This window comes from Pseudanabaena sp. SR411 (assembly GCF_002251945.1).
Classification (GTDB): Bacteria; Cyanobacteriota; Cyanobacteriia; order Pseudanabaenales; family Pseudanabaenaceae; genus Pseudanabaena.
The window spans coordinates 1-20894 of sequence record NZ_NDHW01000214.1 but is presented as its reverse complement, the minus strand read 5'-3'; the positions used below and the strand labels follow the sequence as shown (position 1 = coordinate 20894).

At 37.8% G+C, this 20894-nt stretch carries 15 protein-coding genes, 1 tRNA gene and 1 pseudogene; 11 read left to right on the top strand and 6 right to left on the bottom strand.

The features are described from left to right. Window positions 1-105: 105 nt before the first annotated feature. From B9G53_RS23010 to B9G53_RS23000, 3 genes are all read right to left on the bottom strand, one after another. Window positions 106-645 (bottom strand): DUF4079 domain-containing protein, encoded by a 540-nt coding sequence (locus B9G53_RS23010; RefSeq protein ID WP_094535781.1) that lies wholly within the window; start codon window positions 643-645, stop codon window positions 106-108. A gap of 104 nt (window positions 646-749) precedes the next feature. After that, a complete protein-coding gene (locus B9G53_RS23005; RefSeq protein WP_094535780.1) occupies window positions 750-1124 on the bottom strand; it encodes a hypothetical protein in 375 nt (124 codons plus the stop codon). Between the two features lie 267 nt (window positions 1125-1391). After that, window positions 1392-2072, bottom strand: coding sequence for a response regulator transcription factor (locus B9G53_RS23000; RefSeq protein ID WP_094535779.1), 681 nt, complete (start codon window positions 2070-2072; stop codon window positions 1392-1394). 184 nt (window positions 2073-2256) lie between these two features. Between B9G53_RS23000 and B9G53_RS22995 the strand changes: the two genes are divergently transcribed. The 4 genes from B9G53_RS22995 to B9G53_RS22980 all read left to right on the top strand — a co-directional run bounded on the left by B9G53_RS22995 (window position 2257) and on the right by B9G53_RS22980 (window position 8503). After that, window positions 2257-3972, top strand: a complete 1716-nt coding sequence (locus B9G53_RS22995) for an ATP-binding protein (RefSeq protein ID WP_094535778.1) — start codon at window positions 2257-2259, stop codon at window positions 3970-3972. Window positions 3973-4143: 171 nt separating this feature from the next. Further along, window positions 4144-5505, top strand: a complete 1362-nt coding sequence (locus tag B9G53_RS22990) for an 8-oxoguanine deaminase (RefSeq protein ID WP_094535777.1) — start codon at window positions 4144-4146, stop codon at window positions 5503-5505. Window positions 5506-6233: 728 nt separating this feature from the next. Further along, window positions 6234-6953 carry a hypothetical protein gene (locus B9G53_RS22985; RefSeq protein ID WP_094535776.1) on the top strand — a complete coding sequence of 240 codons (720 nt, stop codon included), beginning with the start codon at window positions 6234-6236 and terminating at the stop codon, window positions 6951-6953. Window positions 6954-7198: 245 nt separating this feature from the next. Then, a complete protein-coding gene (locus B9G53_RS22980) occupies window positions 7199-8503 on the top strand; it encodes a hypothetical protein (RefSeq protein ID WP_094535775.1) in 1305 nt (434 codons plus the stop codon). A 166-nt stretch (window positions 8504-8669) separates the two neighbouring features. Here B9G53_RS22980 and B9G53_RS22975 read toward each other — a convergent pair whose 3' ends face one another. Both B9G53_RS22975 and B9G53_RS22970 read right to left on the bottom strand, forming a co-directional pair. Continuing rightward, the gene (locus B9G53_RS22975; protein ID WP_094535774.1) at window positions 8670-9494 is read right to left on the bottom strand and encodes a hypothetical protein; all 825 of its coding nucleotides are present in this window, start codon (window positions 9492-9494) and stop codon (window positions 8670-8672) included. A gap of 185 nt (window positions 9495-9679) precedes the next feature. Further along, window positions 9680-12361, bottom strand: coding sequence for a hypothetical protein (locus B9G53_RS22970; protein WP_094535773.1), 2682 nt, complete (start codon window positions 12359-12361; stop codon window positions 9680-9682). Window positions 12362-12568: 207 nt separating this feature from the next. On the opposite strand from B9G53_RS22970, the gene B9G53_RS27635 reads away from it, so the two are divergent. Further along, a complete protein-coding gene (locus tag B9G53_RS27635; RefSeq protein WP_217901657.1) occupies window positions 12569-12739 on the top strand; it encodes a hypothetical protein in 171 nt (56 codons plus the stop codon). A gap of 455 nt (window positions 12740-13194) precedes the next feature. On the opposite strand, the gene B9G53_RS22965 is transcribed toward B9G53_RS27635, so the two are convergent. Further along, window positions 13195-14340, bottom strand: coding sequence for a site-specific integrase (locus B9G53_RS22965; RefSeq protein ID WP_094535772.1), 1146 nt, complete (start codon window positions 14338-14340; stop codon window positions 13195-13197). A gap of 257 nt (window positions 14341-14597) precedes the next feature. On the opposite strand from B9G53_RS22965, the gene B9G53_RS22960 reads away from it, so the two are divergent. The 6 genes and pseudogenes from B9G53_RS22960 to B9G53_RS22935 form a co-directional block, all read left to right on the top strand. Next, window positions 14598-14670, top strand: a tRNA-Val gene (locus tag B9G53_RS22960). Window positions 14671-14994: 324 nt separating this feature from the next. Next, window positions 14995-15222 (top strand): hypothetical protein, encoded by a 228-nt coding sequence (locus B9G53_RS22955; protein ID WP_094535771.1) that lies wholly within the window; start codon window positions 14995-14997, stop codon window positions 15220-15222. Between the two features lie 569 nt (window positions 15223-15791). After that, window positions 15792-18404 (top strand): EAL domain-containing protein, encoded by a 2613-nt coding sequence (locus tag B9G53_RS22950; RefSeq protein ID WP_094535770.1) that lies wholly within the window; start codon window positions 15792-15794, stop codon window positions 18402-18404. A gap of 198 nt (window positions 18405-18602) precedes the next feature. Then, a complete protein-coding gene (locus B9G53_RS22945; RefSeq protein WP_094535769.1) occupies window positions 18603-19559 on the top strand; it encodes an ABC transporter ATP-binding protein in 957 nt (318 codons plus the stop codon). A gap of 99 nt (window positions 19560-19658) precedes the next feature. Further along, window positions 19659-20531, top strand: coding sequence for a restriction endonuclease (locus B9G53_RS22940; protein WP_094535768.1), 873 nt, complete (start codon window positions 19659-19661; stop codon window positions 20529-20531). A gap of 181 nt (window positions 20532-20712) precedes the next feature. Further along, window positions 20713-20894: pseudogene (locus tag B9G53_RS22935) on the top strand (ISKra4 family transposase); the annotation flags it as partial.

Below are 20894 nucleotides of genomic sequence, written 5' to 3'. Positions count from 1 at the left end.
TTCCGTCTTGGTGGTGATGTTTCCCGTTTTTGATAGTCTTTTTGCTTTGGCAGTGGGGGCATTCCATGGCTTTCTCCTTAGCTCTATCTCTATTTTCTCATGCCACTAATTTACTGACCAGTGTCGTTTTTGCACGATCGCCACTGAGAAAATCATCAATAAAGCTGCTGCGATTCCATAGTAATAATGAGAAAAGAACCACTCGCGATCGCGACGAAATACCTCTGGTTGAGAACCTAACAAAATCAATCCCATCCCAGTTAGAGTCGCAAAAATCCCTCTCCACAATTTAGTAGTAGCGCGATAAAGAAATACCATTGAGGCAGTAGTAACCACAAACAAGATCATCACAAAAGCAACCCGCATCGGCTCTTGGGCTAAGATGTCACGCTCTATCATCTTGGAAAAAATTGGGAAAGCCAGCCCTAAAAGAGCGACACCTACCACTGAACCACTTAGCCAATAACCGATCGCTAGATGCTCAGAGCCAACTACTGGCGGGATTTTACTCTTCTCTCCATTTAATGCCTGTAGACGACGTTGACGAGTTAGCCAAGAACGATTGATTACGATCCCAATCAATGGAAAAACAAATGCAATAGCGATCGCAGGATGTAATAAGGCTAGAGTATCTTTTAGATCCATAGGATTGGCAAGTGAAAAAATATTAATGAGAAAGACGGACAGCCCCTTTCCATACAAGATTGGGGCTGTGGATGAAAGCAAATCTTCGCTCTACGAAATCTTAACTATTTGACTTCATTAGCAGGAAACTTAACTACCTTGCCCTTCCTAACTGCAACGACGACATCATAGGTAGCACAGTAGGAAAATGTAACATCATTAGCTTTGTTGTAAAGACTGACAACCATGCCAGCTCCACCTGGTTGCACCCCTAAAGGCATAAGATCGCCAAAAAACCAGCGACGCAGTTGATCGCCACCGCCAATTTGACCTTTATTTTTGGTAATAATTTCAATATGCTTCTCTGCATCGGTTTGTTCAGCAGCGATCGCTATGGATTGGAGTTGTGGCGTAAATGAGTGAATAACCACATCGCTAACTCCGATAAAACCTGCTAAGGCAACACTTGTAAGCAGAGGACTGACGGACTTGATATTCATCTTAATGCTCCTAAATTGATTAGCTCAACCTGCGCTCTCGATATTCGCTAAATCAGCTAATTGCGACTTCTAAATGATCGGCGATCGCGATGATACAAAGCTGAAATTAAGTTATGAGTTGGATAAGTTTAAAATTAAAAACGATTAGGCAAAAACTCAGCATTTACTCAGTTAATTACTTATGTACCTGTTCAGAATAAATTACCCAAACCCGTAAGGGCGTGCCCTTACGGGTTTGGGTTTGGGTTTGTAATTAATTATGCCTATCTACTTACTAACACGCAAGACATAACCGATGCCACGAACAGTTTGGATAAGTCGGCAAGCATTATCAGTTTCTAACTTTTGTCGCAGAGTACGGACGTAAACCTCAATGATATTAGAATCGCCTCCAAAATCATAACCCCAAACATTCTCTAGAATTTGATCGCGAGTCATGACCTGCTGTGGATGATTCATGAGATATTCCAACAACTCAAACTCACGTACCGTCAGCTCAATCAACCTTTCAGCCCTAAATATTTCACGAGTACGGTGATTCAAACTTAAATCTTCAAATTGGAGTATGTTGCTATCTTCTTCTTTAGTACGGCGCAAATTGGAACGGATTCTGGCTAGCAATTCTTCAATACTGAAAGGCTTAATCACGTAATCATCAGCTCCAGCATCTAAACCTGAAACGCGATCGCTGATTTCATCTCTAGCAGTGACTAAAATAATGGGAACTTTACTACCTGTAGATCTCAGTCGCCGACAGATCTCCACCCCCGTTAGCCCTGGCATCATCCAGTCCAAAACCACTAAATCAGGCGGATTTTGCCTAGCTTGAGTTAGTCCATCTAAGCCATTATGTGCCATACTCACTTCATATTCTTCGCAAGTCAATTCCATCTCAATAAATTGGGCTAGTTTGATATCATCTTCTATTAAGAGAATTTTAGGTGACATAAATTCATGCGTATATAAAAAAATAATGCTTGATATGCAGCACGAAGTACACACATTATGACGATTAGTTACTCACGTCGATACATAGAAATATAAATAATTATTGCGCCTCTAGTCCATTTCAATATGATTTACCCTTAAGTAATTAATTAGTAGAAGCTGAGTGTTGGCTGAGTGAATTTTTATGAATTACTGGAAAGAGCTTTTTCTTCACTCCCTCAAAGCTACTAAAGCATGGCTGAAAAAGATTAGACATAAAATCTCAAGCATTTTCTTACCAAGACAAGATTATATAGATAAGCAACAACGGGCTTTAGATGTTTTGTCTTCTCTCAGTTATCGCACAGGTGAGTTAAAAAAATACCTACAACTAGTAGCCAATAGTGTTAGCGAGTTGCTCGACTTAGATTGGGCTGTAGTGACTCTTTGCCGTGATGGATTCGAGAAAATTTTAGCTAGCTCCATTGATAAGGGTTATGCCGATGACCACCGTTACACTTTGCATGGTACGGTGACTGAAACAGTAATTCTTACTGGTCAATGTTTGTTTGTAGAAGATACATCTATCGATAAAAGATATGGTGAGCCACCTGAAGGATATTTTGCCTATTTAGGAGTACCCTTAAAATTGCCGACTGGGGAAATTATTGGTACTATTTGTTCGTTTCACCGTCAACCGCGTCGATTTACGACCGAAGAAATGAGACTGGCAAAAATTTTTGCTGAACGAGCTGCTACAGCTATTGATAACTATAATCTCTATCAACAGCAACAGCAAATGAATCTAACCCTACAGGCAGAAATTAAAGAACGTCGAGAAGTAGAACAAGCATTAAGGGAAAGTGAAGAACAACTACGTCAGATTGCAGAAAACTTAGAGCCTTTAGTATGGATGTATTCTCAAGACGGAGAACCGATATATATGAGTCCTATGTTCGAGAAAATGTGGGGGATTCCTATCGAAAAATGGTATGCAGATGGCAAAGTTTGCCTAAATGCAATTCATCCCGAAGATCGAGAGTATGTATCAGTCGCATTTCAGAAAGTATTTACACAAAATGGGAATTATAATCTTGAATATCGAATTATTCGCCCCGATGGAAGTATTAGAATCATTCGCGATCGCGCCTTTCCGATTATCGATAATGCTGGAAAAATCTACCGAGTTGCTGGTATTGCTGAAGATATTACGGAACGACAACAAGAACAACAGCGATCGCTTAAAGCCATGGAAAGACTTTCGGAAATTGGCGAATTAGCAACCACAATTGTCCATGAAGTTCGCAATCCTCTGACCACAATACTCATGGGCTTAAACTTTTTTCAGCGGATGGATTTAGCTGAGAATGCGAAGAAGAGATTGATGTTGGCTTTAGAGGAGGGAGAACGCTTGAAGAGGCTTTTAAACGAAATTCTTCTCTATTCGAGGCAAGAAGTGATTCAACGAGAGCCTATTGATTTGAATGAATTAACTCTAGATCTAATTACAAATATTTCTAGTATGCAAGACGCATTGGGTAAGCAAATATGTTTTACCCCTTTTTCTGAACCGATAATCGTCTTCGGTGACAGAGATAAGTTAACGCAGGTTTTGATTAATTTACTGCAAAATGCATGTGAAGCTGTATCAGATGGAGAAAAAATTCAAGTATATTTTTCCTTTTTGACTTCTTCGCGCCAAATATGTATTCAGGTGCAAAATGGAGGTATTCCAATTCCCTTCGAACTTTTACCCAATGTAACAAAGCCATTTATGACAACTAAGCCTTCTGGAAATGGTTTGGGTTTAGCGATTGTCAAAAAAATTGTAGAAGCTCATGGTGGTAGGTTAGAAATTGAATCTTCATCATTAGTTGGCACAATCATTAGTGTGATTTTACCAATAGATAACAGAAGATAAGCACTTGTCTAAATAAATTACCCAAACCCGAAAAGTCTTACCACTGCGGAACACAACTTTTTGGGTTTGGGTGCGAAGCGTTGTAAAAGGTTATAACTATGACAATTAGTTACTAAATCCTAATGTAAAAATTAAGAGTCACATTTTACTTTTTTACTTGCATCAGAATTTATGCCTACACTTCTAGTCAAAAATATCCATACCTTAGTCACTATGGATCGCGATCGCCGAGAACTCCATAATGCAGCGATATTTGTGAGAGATAATGTGATTGAGCAGGTAGGACTCACTACCGAATTACCTCAAAATGCCGATGAAGTGTTGGACTTACAGGGAAAACATATTGTCTTACCAGGGTTGGTTAATACCCATCATCATTTCTATCAAGTTCTTACTAAAGTTATCCCCGCCGCTCAAAATTGCACTCTCTTTAATTGGTTGCAAACTCTCTACCCAATTTGGGGAAATCTCACATCTGAAAGCATTTATATCAGCGCTCAGATGGCAGCCGCAGAATTGATTCTATCTGGTTGCACGACTGCTAGCGATCATCTCTATATCTATCCTAATGATTGCAAATTGGATGATGAAATAGCAGGTGTACAGGAAATTGGAATGCGTTTTCATGCTAGTCGAGGCAGTATGAGCGTTGGTGAGAGTCAAGGTGGACTCCCACCCGATGCTTTAGTTGAGAAGGAAGCTGACATTCTCAAAGACTCGCAAAGATTAATTGAGCAGTATCATGATCCTTCGCGCTTTGCCATGTTACGCATGACTCTCGCACCCTGTTCCCCATTTTCTGTGTCCCCAGAATTGATGATCGAATCAGCAAAAATGGCGAGATCCTATACCAGTGTGAGATTGCATACCCATCTTGCCGAAAATAAGTCTGATGTAGACTATAGCCTCGCTAAATTTGGCAAAATCCCAGGAGACTATGCAGAGTCAGTAGGCTGGCTGGGGGATGATGTGTGGCATGCCCATTGTGTGAAATTGAGTGATGATTCGATCGCCAAATTTGGACGCACGGGTACGGGTGTGGCGCATTGTCCTTGCAGTAATACGCGCCTAGGCAGTGGCATCGCCCCAATCAGAAAAATGCTAAATCATAATGTGCCAGTGGGGCTAGGTGTAGATGGTTCGGCTTCTAATGACACTGGCAACCTGTTGCAAGAAGCGCGAACAGCCTTTTTGCTAGCACGGGTCAATGAGTGTGATCCCACATCGATGAGTGCTAGGGAGATCTTGGAAGTAGCTACCCTTGGCGGTGCAAAGGTGTTGGGCAGGGATGATATTGGGGCGATCACCCCAAATATGGCCGCAGATTTTATTGCCATTGATATTGAGCAATCGCAGTTTGCAGGCGCACATCACGATCTCGTATCCGCCTTAATATTTTGCCCTGTACCATCGGTTGATTACAGCTTTATCAATGGTCGTAAGATCGTTGATCGTGGTCAGTTGACCACCCTTGACTTGCCAATGCTGATCGAGCGTACTAACAAAATTGCCTACCAAATTGTAAATAAGTAATAAAAAAGTATAAAAAAGGACGCTTTGCGTCCTTTTTTATTACTTGGAGAGCTACCGAAAATTAATTTTCAAAATTACTTATAAAAAAGTTGACTAAATGCGATCGCTATCTGTTATATTTAGTGAGGTCAAAAAAACAGACTAAATAAAAGGGCGCTTAGCTCAGTTGGTAGAGCGTCTCGTTTACACCGAGAATGTGATTACTCTCTAACTCTCTATTCACAAGGCTTTTACAAATTACAAATATTTTCCGTACCAATTCCGTACCAACTCCTTAATAGTAAAGCATTTCAAGCGTTAAGTAAAGAGAAATGATTGCTAGTCAGGGGTTTTTTAAGGGATATTAATATAGGTATTTCTTATAATATTTCGTAAATCTATAATAAAAAGTTATATGAAGATTTCAAGACGTTGACTGTCGCGACCTCATAGTGAGAAAGCTAGACTCGCGACAAGACAACAAGACAACCATAGAAAAAAAGTGATGCTTGAGTGACAACCTATAAGTATCTACTTATACATACTTTTCCTTGTGACACAACAGTAGATCATGTTTTTATCGTGAGCTATCTATACTGGTCAAGGCTAAAGTTGGGTTATTTGACAGCAAATAATCAGTTTAATTTTTTATCTTTCGCAAGACTGTAGCTTTCTTTTAAAGTTGGTTGTATTGTTTATCGAGATGAAGTTATACAAAAAGTGTAGCAAAAAATGATTGCCAAATAAAAATGCTCAAACTGAAAGGCGATACAGGTAGTAAATGGTATCCAAAATCAATTGAGGCTTTGGAAGAATACCTTACACAATTCATATTTCCAATATCGGGCTATGAACAAAAAGAGTGCAGGGGATTGCGAAAAAATATAGCCTACTCACTACAACATCTTGAATTTATGTATCGTTGTAGCGAAGACATACATCTTTCTAGCGTTCTCTGGACACAAAACACGAAGACATTCATCATAGTAGCGTGTTCAGTTATTGAAGCTATGTTTTTTTATCTGCTTCGCTCACAAGGTTATGCTACAACCACTTCATGGAATTCCTATCGTAAACTAGAGGGAACGGAGTTTAAAGATACTGATGGAAAGAAGAGAAAAATTGACATGGAAATCTTTGAGAAAATCGATCCGAAAATTTATGTAGAAATGAGTTTTGATTCGATGTGTAAGCGCGTTGAGTCAAAAAAGCTTGTTGTATTAGGAAATGATGAGTTCTTTAAAAATCTGCCGTATCTCCGTCAGCTTAGAAATCGTGTTCATGTTCACATTGTTAAAGATGATACCGATACAGACTATAAAAAAATCAACAAGAAAGATTATATTTTAGCAAGAAAAGTTCTTTTCTCTCTAATGACTTCCGAGCTTTTTCCTCAAGTTAATGAAGAATTATTTTATTATCTTGAGACTAATGAGACTTTGCAACTAACTGATGACGATTTATTGTAATCGTTCTATAAGATTATCTGGCATTTTAAGACTTGCAAGACTGTTTACTTACTTCCTTAAGTTTTGGATATTCAAGAGCTTTCAAGGGCTAAAAATAGGGGTGTCAGATGATATTTGAAAGACCGTAGAAAGAAAATAATAGTAGGAAAGACTAGTATAAAAGTCTCTCTACAAGATTTCATAGTATAAAGTTGCAAATTAAGAATATTTAGGTAAAATTTAATAATTAACAGTAAAGGCTAGTCATGACTAATCCAAAAAGACAAAATAGCTCTGGCAATAGAGAAGACGCTAGATATATAGAGATTGTTGGACAAGATGGTAGCTCAAAAGCTCTTTTAGTTGGTTACGGGATTCAATCCAGTCAACACATTATTGATCGTTGGAGGCAACGCCCTCAAGAATCTCCATCTGGGAATATAAGTGCTTCGGTTGTAGATCAACTCAGTAGAGCTATACCTATTGTTTCTTCTAGCTTGGCTAATGGTAGTCTATTCCAAGTAGTAGGAACTCCAGCATTAGTTGAAGGGATAAAGGCTGGTACTCATACATTAATGCAAACAGGTGGTGCTTCTCTTGGAACAGTTGTTAGTACCTCAACAGGTCAGATTGCAGGACAAATGAGATTTGCGCCTTCCACAATGGCTCCTGTAATAGCACCTTTTGCTATTTGGTCAGTTCTCAATGGTATTGCAGGAACATTACAGTTACAGCGTATCAATAAGAGGCTAGACGTAATGACGCGCAAAATAGAAAGCCTTTCTTTTAGACAAGAAGCTGATGCTTTGGGTAGGGTATTTCAGGCTATCAAAACTCTAGATGCTGTACTTGATGAGTATTTTTTCACAGGGAATTTTACGCATTTAGCAACAGAACGATTGGCAATTGCAGAACAAGAAGTTGGATCAGTTTTAGAAAGAAATAAGATGCTTGTTGAGAACTTCTCTGAACGGGCAAAATCAATTATAGAAAAAGGAAGAGAAACTAGTATAGGTAATTTGTCTCAAAAAAGATTCGTTCCGATTCCTGATAGAATCGCCAATAACATATCTAATGCCATTGGCAATGTTGTGTCCAGCAAAGTAAAAGATGCTATGCATGAGGCTAATAAAGCTGAACAAATAGCAACACTAATTCAAGAAGACGGTTCTACTGCAATTCATGATATGCAACTTTTATTAGGACTAGTATCAGCACAGTCTAGAATTCAAGAAGCCCATCTTTTCTATGACTTAATACAAAATCCAACTTATGTTGAGCGTCGTATGGAAACAATGCAAAGTCGGATTGAAGAACACAAGTCAATTCTTCAAGGATTTAATGTTGTTTCTGAACTCAAAAACCAAGCCAAATTATGTATAGATGAAATGCAATGGTGGCAGAAGCATTTACTTAATCGTTCAACAGTGAACCAAGTAAATCAAATAGCTGATTTTCAAGATCCCTTTGCTACATACACAAAAACTATAGATGTAGTACCTAGTTATTGCTTTTGGAGAGACGAAAATGGACTCAACATCAAAATTGACAGATCAGGACAATCTACATGATGCAATAGTAGATCTCTTGGATGGGGTAAAAGCAACACACTATTTGATGGAAAGAGCAATTCAATCAGGCTCTTTTATTGAATATATTTGCTTGGCTGCCTCAATGATTGATGCAATTTTACGAAATGCAATCATTTGCAGCTTAAAACATCATTCTCTGTATGATTTATTTGTTAATTGTTTTATAGTTTGGAATTGAGTATACAGAGTCATTTGCAGATCGTCCAAATACTATAAAATCAAAACCATCTAGAACTTCTGGAAAATTCTGTTTATGTAGTTTTAAGTCAACTTTGATAAGCATTTTATCTTCTGGCTTAATGTGATTAAATTCATGCAGACTTAGTAAATCACTATATACAGGCAAATCGTATGCGACAAGGAAAGCAAGTGGATAAAATTTAATCAAACTAAAAAAGCTTGTCCTATGACATTCATCAAGCTTTCCTCTAATAGCAGACATCGAAAAGTCTCTAAATATTACGGTTTCTTGGTAAGGATAAACCCAATAAAAGATATGAATATCATCATCAATTGGTAGTAAAGAATTCTTGATTGATGATCGAATAATACTATCAATGATCGATTCATTAGCACCAGTTCTTGCAGATAGAATATGTCCTAAAACCGATCTCATGATTGCATTAGGACAACATTCAACTTCAATTGTATCTGGTAGTATTAGTTTACTCTTAACACAAACTTCTATCTTTTCTTTAAGATCTAGTAAATATTTGTCATATTTCCCCAAATCATTATTGCACTTAGCACATATAGTTTTATAAGTAATACCGTTTTGAACCAATCTGGGCTTAAAAGAGTTATCTCCTGTAAGAGTATGAGAAAGTAAATAAATAGCTCTATTACTTACTGAAACACATGACTTTGGAGGTACATGATCCTCTGTTAGCTTTTTCTCAGACTCGCATATGTTGCATATACTATTTTCTTTCTCAAACTTTTGAACAAATAGTTTTTTATTCTTATTCATAATTCAACTTACGGTTACTCGTGTTTTAAGACTTGCAATAATGTTTACTTGCGTTCATGTTTTGGATGTTTAAAAGCCTACAAGAGCCAAAAACAGCCATCTCCGTTAACATCTGAGAAAGACCATAGAAGAGAAACAAGTTAGTTGTGTAGGTAGGCTGTTGTATGTCTACCTACTTTGTATCCCTAAATATATGAATAATTCTGTTCAGTAGCATCAATCAGATCACAAGGTAACGGATCATATTCAAAGCTTTCATTGTACTCATACTCATAGCAATAATCGCTGTCTGTAATATCTGTAGGTATATACAGGTCATCTTCATTAACGAAGTCACAAAGAGGACTATTAGCTCTATGTACAAAGCTCTGCAAACCTAATTCTTTTTCTTCATCTGTTACACAAGCATTTTTTAATGGAAAATTAGAGTAAAGATTAACTGTGCATAGTTCGGTGTTTACCCTAGCGCGACCGACAGCTTGTATGAGTTCGGATTCAATGAAATGAAACTGAAGATTTCTCAAGTGTAGATTGTTATAGGTGTTAAACCAGAATCTAAACCCATTGTGTTCAACCGTTTGCTGATGGAAATTTTTTATGTCAAAATCATCATCATTGACAGGTAGATTTAATACCTTTGCATATAAAGCAATTTCTATGGGATGACGGTGTGGTGTTCCAACTACGTTAATGTTCTTGCCTTTTAGCTTGTCACGTCCCGTACAGTTATAAAAATATATATCTTCAACAATATCGACTCCTTTACTCATAAAGTATTCGCCATATGATTTAAAAGTAATGGTTTGTTGACCGTTCTCTTTTAATCGTTCAGTCATGTAGTTAAGACGTTCATTAAGAGAACTATGACTTAATGAGTAAGTAGTATCTTGCGAAATGAAGCCAATAGTATCTACATTAGAAATATCATAAAACTTTATGCGATCTCCAAATAAGCATTTATAGCTAGCCTCATCAGCAGTGGCAGACATAATAATGATTTTCTTGTCTTGAGGTAGCCTGTCGGTATAGTTACTAATAAAACGAATTTTTGTGATGTCACCAGATTTTGCGTTGTCAGCTTGAAAATAACTAGCATTAAAAAAGTGCAAGATAGGTGAGTTATAAGCAGGATTATTTAGTACTTCATCTCTTATGCTCTCTAAATCCTCAAATATAAGATCCATAATTCTAGGGGTGTTTACCTTCCCTTCTCTAATGTCGTTAATCAATGCTGTTACTTTCACCTTATCGTTGGTGTTGTTGATTTTACTCTCAAGACGCAAGAGATCAGCTAAGTCAATAAATTCAATAGGTAGTAACACTTGAAATATATCCTCATCAAATATGATTGTGTTATGTCCCCAATCAATGAATAAGGCTTTTTGATGGGTTGTAAGCACTGTTTCAGTTGATTTGTAGCAACTACGATTCTGTAAGCGATAATCATTGACTTGTGGATAAATTTCCGACATTTCTTTTAAGTATCTTGTAGCTTCAGCATTAGCTCCTACAACATAGAAAAAAGATAACCTGTCTTTGACCTCTTTAGGCAACATTTCATCACTAGGTGTGAATCTATGAAGTAATTGTTCTTTGTGCATTAGTACTGACACATCATTTTTTAGATCATGAGTTGGTAGTGCAAAAAGTACATTACTAAGATTCATACAAGCGGTCGTTTTCCCTAAACCAGTTGCGACTTTAAAGATATGAATATAATTATCTTGTGTTGCAATCACAGTTTTTAATGTGTCTATCAACAGTTGTCTTGCTGTCTCTATTGGCATACCTTGAAACTGCTTCAATCTTACAATCTTCTTCTTTTGGATTGTATTTAGCAGATTTAAATAACACCAATCTTCTTGATAGGGTGAAAAGTGTTCTAACCTCATTGGTAGATAATCTGAGGTTTTACAGTAATGAAGCTTTTGTATTTTTTCTTTGTAGTTATAATCAGGGTTAGCACGTAGACACTTTTCATATAAGTCCTGACCACCACTAAGATATATCAAGTTAGTAACAAGTCCTAAGAGTTGCGGATCTAACAGTTTGATATCAGGATTCATAAAGTCATCAAGAATTTTTATTTGTTTTCTAAGTTCATCCCAATCGACATTATCAACTGTTTTTATTTTTGAAGCATTTACAGTTTTCTCTATATTATTAAATATAGGCGTAATCGTATTTGCTTCAATTTTTCTTACACCCATATTTTTTCTTGCTGTAGTTAGATCGCGCTTCATGTTTTTACTGCTTGAATCCTTGATTGCATAAAAATCAGCAGCTTGAAAAAGTAACCCCAAATCTAAGTAGTAGTCATAGTCTGTATAGATGATATCTTTGCCTCCAAAAAAGATTCTAGAAGCATCTTTACAACCTTTATCGCATTCTGGAAATATTATCATAAGTGCATTTTGGATTGCATCTCGAACCCCTTTATCTACAACAGGTTCGTTAATCTGAAAAACTACGCGATACTTATGCCAATTATCAGCATGACTAAATGTAGTGTAAGCGAATGCACAATCTAAACCGTAATCTTTCAAGCGTTCTAGTACCTGTTCAAAGCTTAAAGGACTTGCAACCTGTGATTTTGTTTTAGGATTTTTATTGTCAAAATCAAGTGCAAAAACTGACTGTGATTTCCAAGCATCATTCTTTCTAGCACCTTCAAGATAAGCAGGAATCCAACTTTTACCATTAGGGGTTGTAATTTGGTTGCTAAATTCAATGATATCAATGTCTTTAGGATGGTTTACGATTCTATTATTAATTGCACCAATATCAGTAGGCTTACTCTGATACTGCGTATTGTCTAGTAACAATTTATGGGTTATAATGTTAGCAAGAACAGAATTATTAGTCATAGTTTTTTAGTTTTGTTTGGTTAATAGATATACGAATAGGTAGGCATTACTTTGAAGGAGTAATGCTTTTTTGTTAGACATATAATCAGTTTGTTTATTTTTTTAACTGATTTTTATGGAAAACTTTTTTCTTTTTCTACTTATATTTTAACATATCTTAATGATAAAATGATATAATAAAGATATAAAAGAAAAAGGTGTTTAATGATGGCAAAAGGCAGAAAATCAGTATTACGAAATGCAAAATTACTTAGTGTTTATTTAGATGAAGAGTTTACAGAAAAGCTTGAACATCTAGCAAGTAAAACATTAGTCCCTAAAGCTGCAATAGCTAGGGATATACTTACTAAGAAACTAATAGAAATAGGTACAAACTAGGAATTAAAAAACAAAAAAACTACGCAATTACTTTGCATAGTTCTTCTGGTAGTTATAGATTTTGTAGGAAAACTTTTATACTGATCTTTCCTACTTCTTTTCTATGATCAATCTTGCAGTTGAGACTAAAACTTTATAAAGATCTCTTCATTGTCAGCACCGTTAGCCAACAACCACTAAGAGCAGGTTTGCATCTTAGCCGTGAGATTAGAGAAAACTAGTTACCACGTGTCTTTGGTAACTACCTACAGCGTTTTAGTAGGTCGGTATTAAGAGCTTTGATAGCCCATTCGCCTTGCTCGTTGCATTGCGTTTCTCTATAGCGCTCTAATTTAGCAAACTTATCACAGAAAAGCAAGACCGTAGAAGAAAAGGTTTTTATACAGTACTAATAGTGCGATCGGTAAAATAAAAGGCTCACCAGAATTAAATCTAGTGAGCCGTACAGTCAATGTTTAACTAAAGTCAGGTAAAGACGGTCTATTTATAACGTGACCATACGTTTGCATAATCATTGTTGTGTCTGAATGTCCCAGAAGATAAGCTACAGAAGTAATAGGCATATTAGCTTCTAAAGCCATTGATGCAAGTGTGTGTCTAGTTATGTAGGGCTTACGGTACTCAACCCCTAACCCTGCTAAAACGACCTTCCATTGTCTCGTTGTAAAGTTATTATCATCAATTGCATTTCCATTGGGAGAAGTAAAAACCAAGTCATCAGGATTAAGATCGCGACATCTAATCTCAAGCATTTCAGTTAACCTAGCTGTCATTGTCAGATAACGAATAGAGCCTGTTTTTGTTTCTTTGCGGACACGATGTTTACTAGCAGTTTGTCCTTGATCGCCTCTAGCTAAGACTGAACAAATGACAATCTCATTACGAGTAAAGTCTATATGTTGACGCTGAAGCCCTATAGCTTCTGAAGGTCTAACACCAGTCAAAAACAAAAACTCAATGTAATCAGCATAAAAACTATGCTTGTACGCTGAAGACTTTGGACAATAGAGATTGTTGCGAAAAGCGTTAACTATTGCCTTGACTTCTTCATGATTAAAAGGTTTAACCTGATTCTTTAATACTTTTCTACGTTTCAACTTTGAAAAAGGGTTGTCAGATACAAGCTTTTCAGAGATCGCCCAATTTAGACAAGATACCAAATAGCTTAAAGAATCATTCCAGATCCTAGGAGATAGACTGACAATCGTTTCATACCAAAAAGCATCACTAGCCAAAGGATCGGCTTTTTCAATGTAGCGCCTAATTCTAGCGTAGTGGGAACAAAGCGTTCTAGTTGGTAAACACAAGCTAATAACCCACTTATCCCATATAGGAAGCAAGAGTTCTTGACTTGGTTTTACAACTTCAGGACTTGCAATGACAGCTACTTGCTTGATCCTATATTTGTTTAGAGTGGGGTCAAAGTTGCCAGACAAAATATCTAGCTCGATCTGTCTAGCCTTTTGCTCAGCTACCTTCAAATTTACATCTGTATAGGAAAACCCTAGAGACAGACAATATCTTTTTGACTCACAAGACCATCTTAAACGTATGCGATTATCATTCTTTTCTATGGCTACAGTGCCTTTCAGGGTTTTCATTCCGTACCAATTCCGTACCAATAGTTAGTTTTTGGTTTGGTTTTTGGTGTTAGAAAATTTCGTAAGCGTGTAAGACAATGTGAATAATGACTGAGATCAGTAAACTAGCTCTATGTCCTCTATTATTTTTTAAAAACCTAGAAAACCTTGTTATATAAGGCTTTCAGTGTTGGCTAAAAATTAATTATAAATAAGTTGACTAAATGCGATCACTATCTGTTATATTTAGTGAGGTCAAAAAAACAGACTAAATAAAAGGGCGCTTAGCTCAGTTGGTAGAGCGTCTCGTTTACACCGAGAATGTCGGGGGTTCGAGTCCCTCAGCGCCCATTGAAATTCAAAGAAATATTTTTACAATATTTAAGATTAAGCAGTTTTATACAACTAAGATTGTGAATTCTTTGCTGCATAAAATTTTCTATCACAAAGAGATTTGTATTGCTTGCATTAGTGATGGAGTAGCTCATTCCTGAAAATTTTCTTATGCAAAGTCTTTACATAACTTTAAAAATATAAAACTAGGCTTAAATTACAAGCATATAACATCTTAAATAAACTTTTGAAACAACAAAAAGTTATTAGAAAGTTATATAAAGTAATATTTTTCCAGTAAATCAGGTAAGATCTGGTAGTAGCTTAAGAGCCAGAATTTATATGTTGTTGAAGTCATACAAAAATATTCTGCCAGCTTCGGTTGCCTTCATCGGGGGGATAATATTTGTTGTCGGTCAACCAGAATTTGCTTTGGCAAACTATCAAGCAGGATATACACCAACCGAACGTCCTAAACCACAACGCACTCAAGGAGGTGGCTCACGCTTACTCTTGAAAGTTGTGCTTCCTTCCTTTCAATTACAATCTTTGCAAAACACAGTTTTGTAAACCTTGCTTTCAATCTAGTCAAAATCCTATTGACTTTTAACCGTAGTATCAACAGTTATTGAGTTATTTGCAGTTAAGCAGCAAGAAAAGCTAAATTTTTAGACTCTACTTGCTTACGTATATTAGTTCATTTACAGGATACAGAGAAACCGCCATAATGCTTAATCTCAGATCAAAAAGAAGGACACGTTTTACGTGTCCTTCTTTTTGATCTGAGAGGAATTTGCTACAAGACTTTTTTCAAAACCCCGATTTTGGGGTTGCGACAACAGCAATTCTCATTATGAAACCGATTTTGGTGTTTCCAGCGCCTTCGGCGCTGGAAACACCAAAATCGGTTTTTTGAAAGCCCGCCAACGGCGGGCTTTCAAAAAACCGATTTTTACAATTAGAATTTCTGTTGCGACAAAGAGCTTGCATACATCAAAACATTAATTTGGTAGGATCAGTGCGATTTGATTTCAGTATTGAAACTTAGCGGCTCTGACCTGACTTTAGCTTGTAGCCCATTCGGGAATTATGATAAAAAAGTTAGGCTTAAGGAAGCAAGTGCAATTAAACTCCTTGAGATGATCGCTATTAAAACCTTAAAGTCAAATTGGGAAAAATTACCACTTAGATTTCAGCAGTGGGGAGGTTTTTTCCTGTCTAGTGGAAGTATCTACCTGTTAGTGTTTGGACTGCGTTGGTTAGGCTGGTTACAACCGACTGAATGGGCGGCCTTTGACCTATACATCCAAATTCGACCTACGGAGCCAGTAGATGAAAGAATTATTATCGTTGGCGTACAAGAATCAGATATTCGCTATCTAGGCAATTGGCCGGCATCTGACCGCATCCTTGCCCGAATTTTGAGTAAAATCCGTGATCAAAAGCCCAAGGTGATTGGCTTAGATTTGTATCGAGATATTCCTGTGGGAGATGGTTACGCCGAATTAGAACAGATATTCAAAACCACTCCCAATTTGATAGGCATTGAAAAAAGTATTGGCGATCGCTTTAGTACAGTTATTGATCCACCACCCGCATTAAAAGCATTAGGTCAAGTATCGGCAAATGATGTAATTGTTGATCCTGACGGTAGATTACGCCGCGCTTTACTGTATCCGATGCCCGATGGAAATGAGGGGCTACCAAGTTTGGGTTTAGCGATCGCCCTCAGATATTTAAAAGATCAAGGTATAGAACCGAAGTCTTCAGAATCTGGTGGATACTTACAGCTCGGCAAAGCGATTTTCCAGCCTTTAGAAAGCACGGATGGTGGATATATTCGGATTGATGCGGGTGGGTATCAAGTTCTGATGAACTATCATGGCTCTTCTCAAAAGTTTCGCTGCATTTCCCTTGAAGATATTCTCGAAAATCGCATTGACCCCCAACTAATGCGCGATCGCATTGTCCTAATTGGACCTCAAGCTGGAAGCCTCAATGATGTTTTTTATACTCCCTATAGCAGTAATTTTATAACCTCACCCGCTCAAATGTCGGGAGTAGAATTTCAGGCAAATATTGTCAAATTAATTTTAGGAGCAGCCCTCGACAATCGTCCTCTGTTTAGAGTCTGGTCAGATATTTGGGAAGAGATTTGGATAGCGGGTTGGGCGATTACTGGGGCAGCAATTATTTGGATATTTTCGACTAGACGCTTAATTTTTTTAACTGGTACAGTGATTTTAAGCATAGGGTTTCTTGTTGGGGGGAGCTATGTACTATTTTTGTCGGGTTGGTGGATACCGATCGCACCTGCTCTATTGACTTATATTGGCTCGATGTTAGTGATGCAGAGCTACATGTATGTTTCCCGCCTGCGCGAACTCAATTCTGCACTTTCCGACTCGATCGAACTGCTTGCCCATGATGCCTCCCATGATGCCTTAACGGGTTTACCCAATCGCAATCTATTTATGGATCGGGTAGAACATGCGATCAAGTACAGTAAACGTCATTCTAGTTATCTATTTGCGATCTTTTTTATTGACTTAGATCGTTTCAAAATGATTAACGATAGTCTCGGTCATAATGTTGGTGACCTATTTTTGCAGGCGATCGCTGAGATTTTACAAGGTTGCTTACGTTCCATTGATACAGTGGCTCGCCTTGGGGGAGATGAATTTACAATTCTCGTTGATGATATTCAAGATGTGAGCGAAGCCCTAATGGTAGCCGATCGCATTCTCAACAAGTTCCTTGCTCCGATCATCATCAAAGGCGAAGCAATCTTTCCCAGCGCTAGCATTGGCATTGTGATCAGTACACCTGATTATGATAATTGTGTTGATTTGCTTAGAGACGCTGATATTGCCATGTATCGCGCTAAATCCTCAGGGAAAGGACGTTATATTCTCTTCGATCAGGAAATGTATGAACAGACCCTGAGATTAACACAATTGGAGAGTGAACTCCATTATGCCCTTGAGCATCAGGAATTTGAGCTTTACTATCAGCCCATAGTTTCTTTAGAAACGGATAAGTTGTCAGGATTTGAAGCGCTCATTCGCTGGAAGAATCCTAAACGTGGTTTCATTTCTCCGATAGAGTTTATTCCCCTTGCCGAAGATACAGGATTGATTGTGGCAGTTGGTGATTGGGTCTTAAAGGAAGCCTGTCATCAACTAAAAACTTGGCTACATAAATTTCCTGAAGCCGCAAATTTAAAGATGAGCATTAATTTAGCTAGCCATCAAATTCGTGAACCAGATTTGTTAGAGAAGCTTGATGTCATTCTGGCGGAAACTGGTATTGATGGCGGTTCCATTCGTTTAGAAATTACGGAAAGTACATTGATGGATCAAGGAGAACAAACGATTAATAAATTAGCTCAATTAAGGGCAAGAAATATTCAATTGAGTATTGATGATTTTGGGCAAGGATATTCTTCCCTTAGCTATTTACATCGTTTCCCAATTAACATTCTCAAAATAGATCGCGCCTTTGTGGAGCAAATGACTGATGGTGGCGAGAATATAGAAATTGTGCGGACGATTACGATGCTGGCGCATACCTTGAATATGAGTGTGGTTGCTGAAGGTGTAGAGACTCAACAGCAGGTCGAAATTTTAAAAAAATTAGGTTGTGAGTTTGGACAAGGATATCTATTCTCGCGTCCTCTAACTGCAATTGCCGCAGAACAGGTGATCGCTAATAGTATTCATGCGATTGCCATCTCCCCAACAACAGAGTAATTACAGCAATTACCGATTAAACGAACCACAAGAAATTTTTTGAAAGGGTTGCTCTGCAACCCTTTCAAAAAATTTCTTGTTTTGGATTTGAGCGCAAAGCGTTGTAACTGATGTTACGCAGATCTAAAGTTATTTGGGAAATATATTCACAATTTCCAATGTGGAGGTTAACATAGCTGTAACTTTTAGATTAATCTGATGACAGCAGTACCAACGGTTCGCACTCACCGATTGACAAAACAGTTTGATAATCACGTTGCGGTCAATCATATCGATTTGCAGATTGATCGCGGCGAAGTCTACGGACTGATTGGTCCTAATGGAGCAGGTAAGACCACATTAATTCGGATGCTGGCTGCTGCCGAAGAACCCACCGCAGGCGAAATTTATATTAATGGGGCGCGGTTTTTGCGTGGTCAAAATAATCCTGAATTAAAGCGGCAACTCGGATATTTACCCGATGACTTTCCACTTTACGATGACTTAACGGTTTGGGATTATCTCGATTATTTTGCGCGTTTGTACTTTTTGCGAGATGCACAGCGATCGCAAAGATTATACGAGGTGATCGAGCTAGTGGAGCTAGAACAGAAAAAGAATGAACTAATTGCCACACTCTCAAGAGGGATGAAACAACGGCTCAGCCTTGCGCGGAGCATTATTCATAATCCCACATTGCTATTGCTTGATGAGCCTGTATCGGGACTTGATCCCTTAGCGCGAGTGCAGGTTCGCAATATTATCAAGTCTTTGCAACAGCAAGGAATGACGATTCTAATTTCATCACATATTTTGAGCGATCTTGCGGAAATCTGTACATCAATTGGGATTATGGAGCTAGGTCATTTGGTTGAAAGCTCGCGCCTGCAAGCATTATACGATCGCAGCAACCAAGATCAACAACAGATTATGATCTCGACATTAGGTAAAATTGAAGATCTAGAAACAGTTTTGAAGCGATCAGAATTAGTGCATGAAGTAGAAGTTTTAGCTGATGCTGCCATAGTAAGAGTTCAGTTTGCGGGGAGTCTTGAAGACTGTGCAGCCTTACTTAAGTCTCTAATTGAGGCAAACATTCCCATTTCCAATTTTCATCGCACTCAGGAAACCCTAGAAAATATTTTCTTAAAGCTAGGCTATAAGCAAACCAGCTAAATCCAACCACGAATTGCTTCTATGGCAAATGAGTACGCACTTATTTGAAAACCGCAAGATCCTATAATAAATAGCAAAATAAAATAATTTTCATTTTGCATGAACCAGCCGCAAATAGTACCTACATATGACGCGCTAATTCTTCCGATTCTTCACTCGCTAAAAAACTTGGGTGGCTCTGGAACAATTGAAGAAATTAATAGTGAAGTGATCCGCCTATTAAACTTGTCCGATGAAGTACTCAATGTTTTACATGGTAATACATCTAAAAGTGAGGTTGAATATCGTTCAGGTTGGACTAGAACTTATTTGAAAAAATATGGACTAATTGAAAATTCTGCTCGTGGAGTATGGGCTTTAACCTCAACCGCAATTAACTTAGATGATATCGATCCTAAAGAAATTGTCAGAGTTGTTAAAGGTCAATCAGCCAACGGTAATACAAAAGAAGATTTTGCTGGTATCGATAATGCAAATGAGCTAGTAGCATCCGTTGAACATTTAGAAGAAATAGCATGGCATCAAAAACTTCACAATGTGTTGCTTTCACTTAGTCCAGATGCATTTGAGCGACTCACCCAAAGATTGCTGCGAGAGTCAGGATTTATTCAGGTACAGGTAACAGGTAAATCAGGAGATGGAGGAATTGATGGCGTTGGAATTGCGCGTATTAATGGATTTTTGAGCTTTCATGTGTTATTTCAATGCAAACGATATCAAGGAGCAGTTACAGCGAGTCAGATTCGAGATTTTCGTGGTGCTATGCAAGGAAGAACAGATAAAGGCTTAGTTGTAACAACAGGGACTTTTACTAGAGATGCCATAAAGGAAGCAACGCGAGATGGTGCGCCACCGATTGACCTAATTGACGGTGAACAATTAGTGCATAGGTTAAAGGATTTAAAACTTGGTGTTCACATCAAAATGATTGAGTCTGTTGAAGTTGATTTAGATTGGTTTACTAAAATTTAGAAGAGATACAGCCTATTGAGGCTTTGAGTAGTACAGAGAAACTTTTGGAAGCGGGGCGTGGAGCGACGCTTCCAAAAGTTTCTCTGGGGTTTAACTAGGGAGCATCTCACTTAGGCACTAAGTATAAACACTTATAGATACAGGGATGAGATAATAGAACAAAAAGCGCATCCCAAAGCCAATGACACCCGAAGACCAACAAAAGTTAGAAGAATACTGCCAAGGAATTGCCGCAATATTATATCGAAATGCAGAGGCAAAAAATATTAAGCAGTTAAAGACCTTGGAAGGGATAGAACTAGCAGTGCGAGAGCAAATGATAGAAAATGTTAGCCCGAAAATCGGCGTTTTTTTGTCGAGGCA

Bases quoted from the DNA above. Each gene is read 5' to 3' on its own strand.
- B9G53_RS22980 (WP_094535775.1), top strand. From the start codon at position 7,199: ATGACTAATCCAAAAAGACAAAATAGCTCTGGCAATAGAGAAGACGCT.
- B9G53_RS22995 (WP_094535778.1), top strand. From the start codon at position 2,257: ATGAATTACTGGAAAGAGCTTTTTCTTCACTCCCTCAAAGCTACTAAA.
- B9G53_RS22955 (WP_094535771.1), top strand. From the start codon at position 14,995: ATGTTGTTGAAGTCATACAAAAATATTCTGCCAGCTTCGGTTGCCTTC.
- B9G53_RS22965 (WP_094535772.1), bottom strand. From the start codon at position 14,340: ATGAAAACCCTGAAAGGCACTGTAGCCATAGAAAAGAATGATAATCGC.
- B9G53_RS22950 (WP_094535770.1), top strand. From the start codon at position 15,792: ATGATCGCTATTAAAACCTTAAAGTCAAATTGGGAAAAATTACCACTT.
- B9G53_RS22990 (WP_094535777.1), top strand. From the start codon at position 4,144: ATGCCTACACTTCTAGTCAAAAATATCCATACCTTAGTCACTATGGAT.
- B9G53_RS23005 (WP_094535780.1), bottom strand. From the start codon at position 1,124: ATGAATATCAAGTCCGTCAGTCCTCTGCTTACAAGTGTTGCCTTAGCA.
- B9G53_RS23010 (WP_094535781.1), bottom strand. From the start codon at position 645: ATGGATCTAAAAGATACTCTAGCCTTATTACATCCTGCGATCGCTATT.
- B9G53_RS23000 (WP_094535779.1), bottom strand. From the start codon at position 2,072: ATGTCACCTAAAATTCTCTTAATAGAAGATGATATCAAACTAGCCCAA.
- B9G53_RS22975 (WP_094535774.1), bottom strand. From the start codon at position 9,494: ATGAATAAGAATAAAAAACTATTTGTTCAAAAGTTTGAGAAAGAAAAT.
- B9G53_RS27635 (WP_217901657.1), top strand. From the start codon at position 12,569: ATGGCAAAAGGCAGAAAATCAGTATTACGAAATGCAAAATTACTTAGT.
- B9G53_RS22970 (WP_094535773.1), bottom strand. From the start codon at position 12,361: ATGACTAATAATTCTGTTCTTGCTAACATTATAACCCATAAATTGTTA.
- B9G53_RS22985 (WP_094535776.1), top strand. From the start codon at position 6,234: ATGCTCAAACTGAAAGGCGATACAGGTAGTAAATGGTATCCAAAATCA.
- B9G53_RS22945 (WP_094535769.1), top strand. From the start codon at position 18,603: ATGACAGCAGTACCAACGGTTCGCACTCACCGATTGACAAAACAGTTT.
- B9G53_RS22940 (WP_094535768.1), top strand. From the start codon at position 19,659: ATGAACCAGCCGCAAATAGTACCTACATATGACGCGCTAATTCTTCCG.